At 42.9% G+C, this 11,926-nt stretch carries 13 protein-coding genes and 2 tRNA genes; 11 read left to right on the top strand and 4 right to left on the bottom strand.

The window, feature by feature from the left end; genetic code table 11:
• Positions 1 to 140 precede the first annotated feature (140 nt).
• Positions 141 to 584, top strand: a complete 444-nt coding sequence (locus ACHZBG_RS14755; RefSeq protein WP_320130228.1) for a hypothetical protein — start codon at positions 141 to 143, stop codon at positions 582 to 584.
• Here ACHZBG_RS14755 and nth read toward each other — a convergent pair.
• Positions 532 to 1,176, bottom strand: a complete 645-nt coding sequence (nth, locus tag ACHZBG_RS14760; RefSeq protein ID WP_394699411.1) for an endonuclease III domain-containing protein — start codon at positions 1,174 to 1,176, stop codon at positions 532 to 534. The genes ACHZBG_RS14755 and nth overlap by 53 nt on opposite strands.
• A gap of 61 nt (positions 1,177 to 1,237) precedes the next feature.
• Here nth and ACHZBG_RS14765 point away from each other — a divergent pair.
• Both ACHZBG_RS14765 and ACHZBG_RS14770 read left to right on the top strand, forming a co-directional pair.
• Positions 1,238 to 1,310: transfer RNA gene (locus tag ACHZBG_RS14765), tRNA-Pro, on the top strand.
• A gap of 494 nt (positions 1,311 to 1,804) precedes the next feature.
• Positions 1,805 to 3,715 (top strand): sensor domain-containing diguanylate cyclase, encoded by a 1,911-nt coding sequence (locus ACHZBG_RS14770; protein WP_320130230.1) that lies wholly within the window; start codon positions 1,805 to 1,807, stop codon positions 3,713 to 3,715.
• Positions 3,716 to 3,719: 4 nt separating this feature from the next.
• Here the strand turns inward: ACHZBG_RS14770 and ACHZBG_RS14775 are convergent, their stop codons facing one another.
• Complete coding sequence (locus tag ACHZBG_RS14775) at positions 3,720 to 4,058, bottom strand: cupin domain-containing protein (protein ID WP_320130231.1); 339 nt, start codon at positions 4,056 to 4,058, stop codon at positions 3,720 to 3,722.
• Between the two features lie 264 nt (positions 4,059 to 4,322).
• On the opposite strand from ACHZBG_RS14775, the gene ACHZBG_RS14780 reads away from it, so the two are divergent.
• The 6 genes from ACHZBG_RS14780 to ACHZBG_RS14805 all read left to right on the top strand — a co-directional run bounded on the left by ACHZBG_RS14780 (position 4,323) and on the right by ACHZBG_RS14805 (position 9,772).
• The gene (locus ACHZBG_RS14780; RefSeq protein WP_320130232.1) at positions 4,323 to 5,123 is read left to right on the top strand and encodes an IclR family transcriptional regulator; all 801 of its coding nucleotides are present in this window, start codon (positions 4,323 to 4,325) and stop codon (positions 5,121 to 5,123) included.
• On the top strand, positions 5,124 to 6,071 hold the full coding sequence (locus tag ACHZBG_RS14785) for a sugar kinase (protein ID WP_320130233.1): 948 nt from the start codon (positions 5,124 to 5,126) through the stop codon (positions 6,069 to 6,071). It abuts the gene before it with no gap.
• 12 nt (positions 6,072 to 6,083) lie between these two features.
• Positions 6,084 to 6,719, top strand: a complete 636-nt coding sequence (locus ACHZBG_RS14790; protein ID WP_320130234.1) for a bifunctional 4-hydroxy-2-oxoglutarate aldolase/2-dehydro-3-deoxy-phosphogluconate aldolase — start codon at positions 6,084 to 6,086, stop codon at positions 6,717 to 6,719.
• 43 nt (positions 6,720 to 6,762) lie between these two features.
• The gene (locus tag ACHZBG_RS14795; protein ID WP_320130235.1) at positions 6,763 to 7,734 is read left to right on the top strand and encodes a tripartite tricarboxylate transporter substrate binding protein; all 972 of its coding nucleotides are present in this window, start codon (positions 6,763 to 6,765) and stop codon (positions 7,732 to 7,734) included.
• 90 nt (positions 7,735 to 7,824) lie between these two features.
• Entirely contained in the window at positions 7,825 to 8,277 is a 453-nt protein-coding gene (locus ACHZBG_RS14800) for a tripartite tricarboxylate transporter TctB family protein (RefSeq protein WP_320130236.1), read from the top strand.
• 16 nt (positions 8,278 to 8,293) lie between these two features.
• Complete coding sequence (locus tag ACHZBG_RS14805; RefSeq protein ID WP_320130237.1) at positions 8,294 to 9,772, top strand: tripartite tricarboxylate transporter permease; 1,479 nt, start codon at positions 8,294 to 8,296, stop codon at positions 9,770 to 9,772.
• A gap of 135 nt (positions 9,773 to 9,907) precedes the next feature.
• Here ACHZBG_RS14805 and ACHZBG_RS14810 read toward each other — a convergent pair whose 3' ends face one another.
• Positions 9,908 to 10,351 carry a hypothetical protein gene (locus ACHZBG_RS14810; protein WP_394699412.1) on the bottom strand — a complete coding sequence of 148 codons (444 nt, stop codon included), beginning with the start codon at positions 10,349 to 10,351 and terminating at the stop codon, positions 9,908 to 9,910.
• Between the two features lie 350 nt (positions 10,352 to 10,701).
• Positions 10,702 to 11,322: a superoxide dismutase gene (locus ACHZBG_RS14815; RefSeq protein WP_320130239.1), complete on the bottom strand. Its 621-nt coding sequence runs from the start codon at positions 11,320 to 11,322 to the stop codon at positions 10,702 to 10,704.
• A gap of 215 nt (positions 11,323 to 11,537) precedes the next feature.
• Between ACHZBG_RS14815 and ACHZBG_RS14820 the strand changes: the two genes are divergently transcribed.
• Both ACHZBG_RS14820 and ACHZBG_RS14825 read left to right on the top strand, forming a co-directional pair.
• Positions 11,538 to 11,611 (top strand) — tRNA-Arg (locus tag ACHZBG_RS14820).
• A 119-nt stretch (positions 11,612 to 11,730) separates the two neighbouring features.
• On the top strand, positions 11,731 to 11,865 hold the full coding sequence (locus ACHZBG_RS14825; RefSeq protein WP_320130240.1) for a hypothetical protein: 135 nt from the start codon (positions 11,731 to 11,733) through the stop codon (positions 11,863 to 11,865).
• Positions 11,866 to 11,926 lie beyond the last annotated feature (61 nt).

Below are 11,926 nucleotides of genomic sequence, written 5' to 3' on the forward strand. Positions count from 1 at the left end.
GCATAATTGCAAGGCTGTTGCTATAATGACTCTAACCTTTGCCAAATTATCAGATTACGGGCATTATGTAAATACAGCAAGCCTATCTTTTGAAAAAAACTCCCTTGTTGGGCACGCTATTTCGCAGTATGCTTATTTTCATGCCAAGTTATTTTTGTCTTCTCCTTCCAGAGGCTACCCGGAAGGTAATCAACCAAATACGAACTGAGCTTTTCAGAAAAAGCGGATCTAAGTCATTCAGGACGCTTCCTCCTTGCATCATGCTTGGAGAAACTGAGAAAAACAGTCTTCCTGCAGGGTTGGATTGCCCCAATTTGCCACTCAAAATAGGAAAAACATCCTGTTTTATGCATGATCAACTCTTTTTTCCGATAGAGAACAAATTCTTGCAACCGTTAAAGGATCAACTGGGAGTTTCGTACCCTATCACGGGAATTTTTCTCGGAAGCATAGAAGAAACCATAGAAGCCACTCTTCCCCCTGTCGATGACCTTCGCCTGGCCCTATTGGAAATTAAGGAAACAGAAGGCCTTACTCTTTGGAGGATCCTTTCAGAAAAGCATCTGCAGACGGACAAAGGTTGACCAACGGGCAAATCGGACAACTGGGTTTCTTTGCATGGCAAGTCGTACGACCAAAAAGATTGGCGGCCATGGAAAATCGATATTGAAAATCAGGGTCAAGTATCGAGGCAATTTCCTTTTCTATCTTCTCTGGATCTTTCGTATCAACAATTCCCAGCCGTTGGACGACCCTGCCAAAATGGGTATCCACTATAATAGCTGGTTTATGAAAGACTTCACCAAGCACGCAGTTCGCAGTCTTTCGCCCTACCCCAGGCAACTTGACCAGTTCATCAATTGTCGAAGGAATTTGCCTACCCACAAGAGTTTTGGCACAGGCAACGATATTTTTTGCCTTCATCTTATAGAAACCAGTTGCATGAATGATTTCTTCCACAAGTAAAATATCGGCATTGGCCAGGCTCTCTACGGTAGGATAGGCCTTGAAAAGCGGAACCACCACCTGATTTACCATCTTATCGGTCGTCTGGGCCGAAAGGATCACGCTCACCATGAATCTGAAGGGATCCTTTTGGTCCAAAAAAACTATCGTTTCAGGGTATAAGCCATCGAGTAATGTATAGATAGCCATAACCTTTTCTTTCTTTTCCATCATTGATGCATATTACCCCTTGACGCTTACAAGCTCAAGTGCGTATACTCCAGTAGGTTTTCGGGGCGTAGCCTAGTGGCTATGGCGCCTGCTTTGGGAGCAGGATATCGAAGGTTCGAGTCCTTTCGCCCCGACTCGTTTTTCTATTGCGAATGCAAAAAATAAAGATGGCAATTTGTTTGTTTATATATAATTACAAACAGGTTGCTTTTTTATGGCTCAACTCAGAATTCTGTGGGATTCGTATCGTAGGTAGGGTCTCCTGCTTGCTTCCATGATCTTCCAGAAGAAGTACGAGTGTCCCTGCAAACAGTCTTGATCAGGTTGTTCGCCCTTTCGCTTTCCGTACGAGCTTATGATCGATAGTGACATTGAAGCTTGCTAGGCCATGGGCAATATAACTGTGTCATGCATGGGGACGGCTTTTTCCTCTTTGTTGGAGTGTGGTAACTACAAAATAAAGGAATACCGTCCCTTTTTGCAATCCAACACTTTTCAAGACCTCAGTCTTTTCTCAGCATCCCACAAGAAACTGAATTGAGCCAAAACTATGCCAGTTTATAAATCAGATGCAATCTGTCCTTTATCCATGTATAATAATGAATAGTTTATATCCAAGAGGTAATTAATGGGATTTGTAGACGCAAAGACAGTATTCTTGATCTATCTCATTGCCTCCACTATCTGCTCCATTGTGCAAATCTCACTTTGGAAAGAGAATCATACCCGTTTTCCTGAATTGATACTCATAGCAGGAGCATCCATCCTGCAGGTAATTGGGTTATTCCTCTTATTGCTGAGAAATCAGATACCCAATTTTTTTTCCATAGTGCTTGCAAACACACTGATATTGACTGGTATAGCTATGTTATACAGGGGATTAGGAAAATTCACCAAACAAAAAACCTCGCTGCCATTTATAGGACTTACTCTTCTTGTTTATTCTATCATTCATACTTGGTTGACTTTTGTGCATCCAAGTCTTCCTTTGCGCAATATCAACACCTCCTTGTTCATTATCATTCTTACTACAAAAACTGCTTGGCTCATGATTTTTAAGGTTGGTAAGAAAATGCGCTCAATCACCTTGGTTCCAGGTGTCATTATTTTCTTTCATAGTTTTTTAAGTCTCCTTAATATTTTTGTAAATATTCAACAGCCGGAAACCAACAATCTTTTTGCCTTGGATTCATACAATACCTTTATTTTCCTGTTGTATATGGCAATCTATATATCCATTACGTTCAGTTTGGTGCTCATGATCAACAACATGACTACCCGGGAACTCATCCAGAGCGAACAAAAATTCTCCATTGCTTTCAAGACATCCCCCTGCGCACTTTCTCTCTCAGCACTGGAAGATGGAAACCTTCTTGATTTTAACGATGCCTTTATCACACTCTCAGGATTCACCAGAGATGAGTTACTTAAAAATTCATCTCTGGCTCTTAAAATATGGTTCTCAGAGGCAGAACGGACTGGAGTAGTTACAAGGACAATGAAAGGACTTCCTGTCTTCAATCAGGAAATAAAATTCCGTCATAAAACAGGGACAATCCTCACCTGCCTCTTTTCAACAGAATTGCTCAATCTTTCCATGGGTCCTTGTTTGCTCTCAAGCACAATCGATATATCTGATCGAATTTCCATAGATAATAAATTGCGAGCTAACAGGGCATTTCTTTCTGAACTTATTGAACATAGTGGAAACCTTGTCAGTGTCAAGGATAAAGAAGGACGATATGAACTGGTGAACAATATATGGGAAAAAGTCACAGGTTTTCAACGTTCAGAAGTACTGGGCAAGACAGATCTGGAGCTTTTTCCAGGATCGCCGGGAAAACAATTCCGGGAAAACGACCTCTTGGCTATACATGCGAAACAAAGCATGAAAGTCGAAGAGCATTTTTTCAATGGGAAAACTACCCATTATTTCCTTTCACATAAATTTCCCATGCATGATGAATTTGGACAAATATCCCAGATATGTACCATGACTACCGATATTACCGAGTTAAAACTAGCGGAGGGAAAGATAGAACACCTGGCAAACTACGATTTCCTGACAAACCTTGCAACAAGAAGATTGGCAATGGAAAACCTGAAAAAAGCTTCTGAACAAGCCAAGGCCAACAATTGCAAGGGAGCTTTGCTCTATCTCGATCTTGATGGGTTCAAGAAAATCAATGATTCCTTTGGACATAACACCGGTGATCTAGCTTTAGTGGAAGTGGCTGGCAGGTTGAAGGCCTGTGTAACTGAAAATGATACCGTTGCACGAATCGGAGGCGATGAGTTCATGATCATCCTGGCAAGAGTGAATTCCCATCAATCTCTGCTCTCCCTAACGAGATCCATTCTCGATACCATCCATGACCCATTATATCTTGAAGGAAATATATGCCAAATCAGTACCAGCATTGGTATCGCACTTTTTCCCAACGAGAATCAGGATTTTGAAGAGCTGGTCAAAAAAACTGACCAGGCAATGTATCTGTCTAAAACAACTGGCAAGAATACCTGGACACTTCTACCATGAACTTCTAGTCCGTGAGGAAATCCTCGCGTTCAGGAGTAAAGATATCAATGAGACTCCCCTCTTGCAGGCACACCGCACCATGGAGTATTTCCGGTTGTTTATACGTACTGTCACCGGCTTGCAATACTACCTTTTTTCCCCCGATTTCAAATTCAAATTTTCCTGAAATAATATAGGTGCACTGTTCATGGGGATGCGTATGCAAAACCCCTACAGAACCTTCTTGAAAATGCAATTCACAAACCATAAGATTTTCATGATGAGCCAGAACTTTTCGGGTAATCCCTTCACCGACAGTTTTTTCCACGCAATCTTTTTTCAAAAAAAAGTTCTGAATTTCCATTTTCCACTCCTAGTAGGACTTAATTAAGTTAAAACAAATATAATCAGGGTACATCCAGAAAAATACGGTATCACTGGCTTCGAATTCCGTCAACAAGCATATCTTATCATTTGATATATGTGAATATGCAACTTTTCAAGCTTAGCAAAAATAAATCAAGAAAAAGCTTTTCAAATCCGAAATTCAGTGTAGACTATGTTTACTGGTCGTATCTACGAATAGCGTTCGTATATAAGAACACTCTCAATAAGGAGCATTTACTGTATGGTTTCCTCAGAACACAGAACAACCGAAAGAATCCTGGACATCCTGGAGACTGTATCCAAACATCCTGATGGTATGACCCTCAGTGAGATTGGACGCGCCTTGAACGCACCCAAAAGCAGTATCTTCCCTCTTATAAATACGCTTAACAGTAGAAAATTCCTTACCTATAATAAGCGCGAACAACGATATTTCCTGGGAGAAAGCATATTTATCCTAGGCAACCGGTATGTCAATGAAACCACAATTATCGAAAGAATTCGCAAAGTCCTTTTTGCTGTCTGTGAGCAAATTCAGGAAACCTTATATTTTGGTATTCTCTCGGATCTCGATGTCCTGTACTTGATCAAGGCAGACGAATATTCCAAATTCAGGGTAGTCAGCAATCCGGGAAATAAATTGCCTGCTTATTCAACAGGATACGGCAAAGCCTTGCTAAGCCAATTCTCGGAAGATGAAATCAGGGCATTTTATCCAGAAAATACGCTCAAACCCATTACAGAGCATACAATAAAGACCGTCGATGAATTGAACAAGCAACTTACTGAAATCCGAAGAACAGGTTTTTCCTATGAAAAAGGTGAATCAACTGTAGGAATCCAGTGTGTCGGAATTCCTGTCTGCCACGAAGGCAAAATTCTTGCAGGAATAAGTATTGCGGTTCCTGAATTCAAGTATAACCAAGAGAGGGAAAACCAATTCAAGGAATTACTTATCAAGGCAAAACAAGAAATTGAACATATTATTGCCACCAACAGAAACCAGTGGAATTACAGTGATATTGAGGGAGATAGGCACTAGATGATTGATTTAATTACGATTGGGGAGACAATGGTTGCATTTATCCCTGAAACCAATACCCGACTCAGATATGTAAGCAAGTTTGGCAAGGCAATCGCGGGAGCTGAAAGCAACGTAGCCGTAGGCTTAAGCAAATTGGGACATACCAGTGGGTGGATCAGCAAACTCGGTGAAGATGAGTTCGGTGAATTCATCATTCGTGAGTTACGGGGAGAAGGTGTAGATACCTCAAGGGTACTTCACACAACAGAATATCCAACGGGAATCATGTTCAAGCAATTTTCCGCTGATAAAGAATCCTCGGTTTATTATTACAGGAAAGGATCGGCGGCCAGTACTCTTTGTCCTCAGGACCTGGATGAAGAATATATAAAGCAGGCAAAAATACTGCTGGTATCAGGAATTACACCGGCATTGGGTGAATCTTGCCGGAAAACTCTGGTCAGGGCCATTGAAATTGTCCATGAACAGGGTGGATTGGTTTGTTTTGATCCCAATATCCGTCGGAAGCTTTGGAGCGAGGAACAAGCTAAAGAGACTCTCCAACCCTTCCTTGATGTAAGTGACATCGTCCTTCTCGGTGAGGATGAAGCAGAAATTTTGCTTAACGAAACCATGCCGGAAAAAATCATTGAGGCACTCAGGAAACATAATGTCAGGTGGATAGCCGTAAAAATGGGAAACAAGGGTGCGTATGTAGCAGATAGCAAACACGAATGCTTCACACCGATTTATCCCATGAAGGTCGTTGATTCCATTGGTGCCGGGGATGCCTTCAATGCAGGGTTCCTTGCTGGATTGCTGGAAAATCGTCCAATCGCGGAATGCGGGAAGATGGCTTCCATAATGGGGGCTTTTGCTGTTTCGGCTCCAGGGGATGTCGAGGGAATACCCAATAGGAAAACCTTCAACCAAATCCTTGCAAACACAAAAGAAACAAACAGATAAGGAAATAGAATCATGGGAAACAAGGAAAATGTATTGGCAATAATCGAACAGACAAAGGTCATTTCGATTATCAGGGGAGTAAGGGAAACCTATGCGGCGCGCCTTATCGATGCCTTGCTTGACGGCGGGATTCGTTGCCTTGAAATTACCCTGAATACCCCGGGAGCCCTGAATATAATCAAGGAAGCCAGAAAACGGGAAGGCATTGTCGTCGGTGCGGGAACAGTGCTTTCCCTAGAGGATGCACAAAAAGCCATAGAAGCCGGTGCACAATTCATTCTCTCTCCTTCTCTTTCTGTTGATATCATCAAGTATTGCAATTCAAAGGATATATTGCCGGTTCCAGGAGTATTCAGCCCAACGGAATTATATACGGCAAGCCAGGCCGGTGCTGAATTGATCAAGGTATTTCCAGCAGGTTCCGTGGGACCCCGATATATCAAGGATCTTCTTGGACCTTTTTCGGGGATGAAATTACTGCCTGTCGGTGGAGTCTCCACTGATAATACCAAAGAATTCATGAAGGCAGGAGCTTTTGCGGTTGGAGTGGGTTCCTATCTTGCAAATGCGGAACTTGCCAAGTGTGGGGATTTCGAAGAAATCACCAAGCGAGCACAATCTTTTATTGCGCTTGCACATAATGCGTAAATTTATGCATCAAGCATAAACAATATTTCAAAGAGGTAAGAAAATGAAAAAAATCATTGCTCTTCTTTCTGTACTTGTCATTCTCTGCGGCTCGGCATTCGCAAACGGAAATGCTGAAGTCACGGCTGATACCTATCCCAATGGACCGGTATCTGTAATTGTTCCCTATTCAGCAGGTGGTGGAACGGACTTGGTTGCACGTGCTTTGGTCGATGCAGCAAAGACTTCCTTCCCGAAAAATATTTCGGTGGAGAACAGGACTGGTGGCGGCGGTGCCGTAGGAATGTCCTATGCAGCGAATGCAAAAGCCGACGGAAGCGTCATTGGCATGGTAACTGTTGAATTGGTTACCCTCCCCCACACCGGAACCGGTGCAGGACTGTATTATGACCAATTCAAGCCTATCATGATGGTAAATAGTGCCTACAGCGCTGTAACCGTAAAATCTGATGCTCCTTGGAATACGCTCAATGAATTCCTCGATGCCGCAAAAACCACGACCATGAAAGTCGGTAACTCAGGCGTCGGAGCCATCTGGCATCTTGCCGCTGCAGGCCTTGGCAAGGCTGCCGGTGTCAAATTCAACCACATCCCGTTTGATGGAGCTGCCCCGGCTATCACCAGCTTGCTTGGTGGTCACATTGACGCAGTAACGGTTAGCTATGCTGAAGTTGCTTCGCAGGTTGCAGCAGGAAACCTCAAGGTTTTGGCTGTTCTTGCACCAGAACGCATTGCAGCTACCCCGGACATCCCAACCGCAAAAGAACTTGGTTATGATGTTGCCATCGGAACCTGGAGGGGTCTTGGTGTTCCCAAGGATACTCCGGACGCCATTGTTGCAAAGATTTACACCATTTTCGATGCAGCTGCAAAATCTGATTCTTTCAAGAGCTTCATGAACAAGAGCAACAACATCATTGACATCATGGACAGCGCTTCCTTCGGGAAAAAGATGGCTATTGACAATGAGATGTTCAAATCTCTCATCACTGAGCTTGGACTCAAACAGCAATAATAACCATAGTAGGTTTTCAATCCAGACCACGGCAGGGTTTTTCCCTTGCCGTGTTTTGGGTTGTATTTCCCATGGGAAAGGAATCAACCCATGAAAAAAGCGAATTTCATTGTTTCAGGTCTCTTCATTGTTTTTGCAATATTCATTATTGCCATAGCCATAGGGTATCCACCAAGTAACCATGGGGTTCCCGGGCCCGGGATGTTCCCGATCATCATCTCTTTCTTGATAATCCTGGCTTCCATCTCGTTGATTATCTCTACCATCAGGATGCCAAAGGAACAGGATACCGCGATAGATTTACGTTCATCAAAAATATTGAATGTATATATCACGATGGGTGGCTTGATAGTCTATATACTTCTCCTTCCAAATGTAGGGTTCATCTCCACTACTTCAATAATGCTCATCTTGTTTATCAAATGGTTCAGTAAACGATCCTGGTGGAAATGCATTGTCATTTCCGTTTGTTTTACTTTGGCGATCTACGTTCTGTTCGGATCAGTACTCAATGTACCGATGCGTTACGGATTTCTGATATAGGAAGGGAGAAACTACCATGCTGTTAACTGTTATTTCTGATGTTTTCAACTTTCAGATTCTTCTGTTCATTATTATCGGGGTCTTTACTGGCATCTGCATTGGTTCACTCCCCGGACTTACCGCAACTATGGGTGTCGCCTTGGTCCTTCCACTTACTTTTGGTATGGAAGCTGCCCCAGGGATCCTCCTGTTGATCGGTGTATATGTCGGAGCCATCTATGGTGGATCGATTTCGGCAATTCTGCTCAGGACCCCAGGAACCCCGGCAGCCGCGGCTACGGTCCTGGATGGGTATGAGTTTTCAAAACGCGGGGAAAGCGGCAGGGCCCTTGGAATATCGACGATCTCCTCGTTTATAGGGGGACTTGTCAGTGTTGCCGCCCTTTGGCTCATCTCACCGCAACTTGCAAAGCTTGCCTTGAAGTTCAGTGCCCCTGAATTCTTCCTGCTTGCAGTTTTTGGTTTGAGCATCATTTCCAGCATCTCCGGCAATTCCTTGGCAAAAGGATTGCTATGTGGGGCTCTGGGTATTTCCCTTTCATTTATAGGTATCGACAGTATAACTGGATATCCTCGTTTCACGTTCAATGACATCAACCTCCTCAGCGGAATGTCCTTTATTCCTGTAATGATAGGTTTGTTTGCCATGTCGCAGGCTTTTACCACGATCGAGAATATTTTCTCCGCAGACCAAGTTGCCCAGAAGGTATCCAAAGTATGGCCTACGAAAGCTGACTGGAAGGTAATCTTCAAGACCGCTCCCGTAAGTGGAATGATCGGAACGTTCATCGGTATCGTCCCGGGAGCAGGGGCTGAAATCGGAGCTTTTGTTTCCTATAGCCAGGCAAAACGATTCTCCAAGCATCCTGAGCTCTTTGGCACTGGTATTCCTGAAGGCGTTGCTGCACCAGAGGCAGGAAACAATGGGGTAACCGGCGGTGCCTTGATCCCTATGCTTACCATGGGTGTTCCAGGCGATGCAGTTGCAGCCATCCTTATCGGGGCGCTAACCGTCCAGGGCTTGCAACCAGGGCCCCTTTTGTTTACCGAGCATACCACGTTGGTATATTCAATCTTTTTGGGAATGTTCATTGCAAACTGCACGATGCTTATCTTGGGACTTTCCTGTCTCAAGCTGTTCGTGAAAGTCCTGTCGGTACCAAAGACAATTCTTACCCCGATGATCTTCATCCTGTGTATCGTGGGATCTTATGCCATCAATACCAGTTTCTTTGATGTTGGGGTCATGCTGTTCTTTGGTATCCTGGGTTATTTCATGCAAAAAGCTGATATATCCGTTTCTCCGGCAGTCTTGGGCATTATCCTGGGACCAATGGCAGAATCGAATTTCAGGCGTGCCTTGCTGATGTCCGAGGGAAGTTACAAGATTTTCTTCTCCTCTGCCATTGCCATCGTATTCATTGCCTTGATCTTCTTTACCTTGTTCGTACCGTATATAACGGCATTCATCAAATCAAGAAGGAAGGTTGCCTGACCTCAATAGAGACAATAAGGGTATAAAACAAGGGAGCTGTGTAAAACAGCTCTCTTTTTTCATCAGTTGCCTGGATAAAACAGAAGGCGACCTCTCGGCCGCCCTACATATATAATAAATCCAAAGTCCAGTCAGTTACGCAGCACGCTTACCATTGATCAAACGAGCAAGGAATCTTCCGATTGACTTACCATAATTTGCATCGTAATCGATTACCGCATCATAGATATTTACATCGCTCTCTTTCTGGAGGCTAAGGAAGTACAAGTGGTCGCACAATTCAAAAAATACATCGGCACGCCTTCTGCCAGGGAAGCTCATCAGGGTTGTCCAGTTCTCCATCACTTCACTTATCGGAAGGTAGATGTTTCCCATCCAGGAGTAAACTGCTTCATCCCAAGTAATCGGATTCTTCAGGTCTTTACCTAAGAAATACCGATGCCCTTCTATTTGTGCCGCAAGGCGGTCATAATCTACCATTGAGAACATATCCGTGTTCTTTATTAAAAATTCAATGCTTTCTTTCTTTCTCTCATCATTTGTCTTCATGATTTCTTTCCTTTTTTCATCTTTTATCATACCCATACTATATTCATTAAATAAAACCTATTCAAGTGCTAATCATTCAATTAGTTTGAACTGTTCCGCCCAATGTTTGGATATTACAGTCATTTTACCTATTTTTAACACTTTTTGTACATTATATGAACACTTTTGTGGGGAATAGGAGAACCACCAGTGAATGAGATTTAATAACAGCAAACAGAGCTCTATATCCTGATGATCATTTGAGCCGTTCCTGCCTTAGAATTTTCTTGAGTTTCTTGCCAAGCAAAAGCATTCTACTGGTAAATAGGTGAAAAAGAAGATAAAAATGCACCCTCTCGGCAAGAAGCAACCAAGAGGGTGCAGAAAATCACGAAGTCAGGTTAGCTATGGGCAGCTTCAAAGAGGGTCGCTACTGCATTCCAATCAACAACATTCCAGAATGCTTTCACGTAATCTCCTCTCAGATTCTTATATTTGAGATAGTAGGCGTGTTCCCAAACGTCAATTCCCAAGATTGGTACATCACCGGTACCTGTCATCAAGGGATTGTCCTGATTTGGTGTAGAGGAGACACTCAACGATCCGTCCTTTTTCAAGGAAAGCCAAGCCCAACCAGAACCAAACCTGCCAGTGGCAGCACCGGTCAAACGGGTTTTCAAATCGTCAATGGTACCAAAATCCTTGACTATTTGCTTTTCCAGAATTCCCGTTGGTGCTTTTGCAGGTTTTGGTGAAAGTGAAGAGAAATACAAATTGTGATTATAAAATCCTCCTCCGTTGTTTCGAACAGTCGTCCGAACCTGTTCGTCTTTGATGGAATCAAGATGAGTAAGAATTTCCTCGATGGTTTTATCCTGCAAGGAAGGTTCTTTTTCTACTGCTGTATTCAAATTATTTGTATAACCGGCATGGTGCTTATTATAATGTGTGAGCATGGTCAATTCATCGATATACGGCTCGAGTTCCGCAAAACCATACGATAGCGTTTGCTGTACAAACATTTTGTACCTCCAAGAATATATCTAATTCCTAGTGTCATGCTAGGTAATTAAGATATACTCAATCTTTTCCGGGGAGACAAGACCTCCGTGAGAGTTTGTCAGTTTTATTTTTACATCTGCAATAGAAAATACCTGAATATTCCTAGGCTATCTTTACCTTTTCCAGAATTTACGATACTGTTTCCTAGCTTATTATTCTTAATGAGTATAAGTATGCGCCAATAGCTCAGTTGGATAGAGCAACTGCCTTCTAAGCAGTAGGTCGTAGGTTCGAGCCCCACTTGGCGTAGTAAAAACAATCTACTTACACAGAAAGAAGATACTAGCAACAAAGCTGGTATCTTTTCTTTTGGTAGCCTACTCACCTACCCTTGACTTACATCAAAATCTACATCAAAACTAGAAACCATGAGACATGGATACACACTTTTCAAGCGTTACAAGGATGCCAAGAACAAGAAAGGCATAGTCTGGTTCTTCTATTACTACGATGAGGATGGAACTCGTAAACCTAAATCCACTGTTGAATCCAGAAGTATATGAATCTAATAATCCAGTGGAATATGAAATAAACCAGCAGAAATAGCGAAATCTGGATAGTACC

Origin of the sequence: uncultured Sphaerochaeta sp. (genome assembly GCF_963676625.2) — a bacterium.
Taxonomy (GTDB): Bacteria; Spirochaetota; Spirochaetia; order Sphaerochaetales; family Sphaerochaetaceae; genus Sphaerochaeta.

Excerpts from the sequence above, each read along its gene's own strand:
- ACHZBG_RS14805 (WP_320130237.1), top strand. The coding sequence starts at position 8,294 with ATGCTGTTAACTGTTATTTCTGATGTTTTCAACTTTCAGATTCTTCTG.
- ACHZBG_RS14785 (WP_320130233.1), top strand. The coding sequence starts at position 5,124 with ATGATTGATTTAATTACGATTGGGGAGACAATGGTTGCATTTATCCCT.
- ACHZBG_RS14815 (WP_320130239.1), bottom strand. The coding sequence starts at position 11,322 with ATGTTTGTACAGCAAACGCTATCGTATGGTTTTGCGGAACTCGAGCCG.
- ACHZBG_RS14775 (WP_320130231.1), bottom strand. The coding sequence starts at position 4,058 with ATGGAAATTCAGAACTTTTTTTTGAAAAAAGATTGCGTGGAAAAAACT.
- ACHZBG_RS14780 (WP_320130232.1), top strand. The coding sequence starts at position 4,323 with ATGGTTTCCTCAGAACACAGAACAACCGAAAGAATCCTGGACATCCTG.
- ACHZBG_RS14790 (WP_320130234.1), top strand. The coding sequence starts at position 6,084 with ATGGGAAACAAGGAAAATGTATTGGCAATAATCGAACAGACAAAGGTC.
- nth (WP_394699411.1), bottom strand. The coding sequence starts at position 1,176 with ATGGAAAAGAAAGAAAAGGTTATGGCTATCTATACATTACTCGATGGC.
- ACHZBG_RS14825 (WP_320130240.1), top strand. The coding sequence starts at position 11,731 with ATGAGACATGGATACACACTTTTCAAGCGTTACAAGGATGCCAAGAAC.
- ACHZBG_RS14795 (WP_320130235.1), top strand. The coding sequence starts at position 6,763 with ATGAAAAAAATCATTGCTCTTCTTTCTGTACTTGTCATTCTCTGCGGC.
- ACHZBG_RS14755 (WP_320130228.1), top strand. The coding sequence starts at position 141 with ATGCCAAGTTATTTTTGTCTTCTCCTTCCAGAGGCTACCCGGAAGGTA.
- ACHZBG_RS14770 (WP_320130230.1), top strand. The coding sequence starts at position 1,805 with ATGGGATTTGTAGACGCAAAGACAGTATTCTTGATCTATCTCATTGCC.
- ACHZBG_RS14810 (WP_394699412.1), bottom strand. The coding sequence starts at position 10,351 with ATGATAAAAGATGAAAAAAGGAAAGAAATCATGAAGACAAATGATGAG.
- ACHZBG_RS14800 (WP_320130236.1), top strand. The coding sequence starts at position 7,825 with ATGAAAAAAGCGAATTTCATTGTTTCAGGTCTCTTCATTGTTTTTGCA.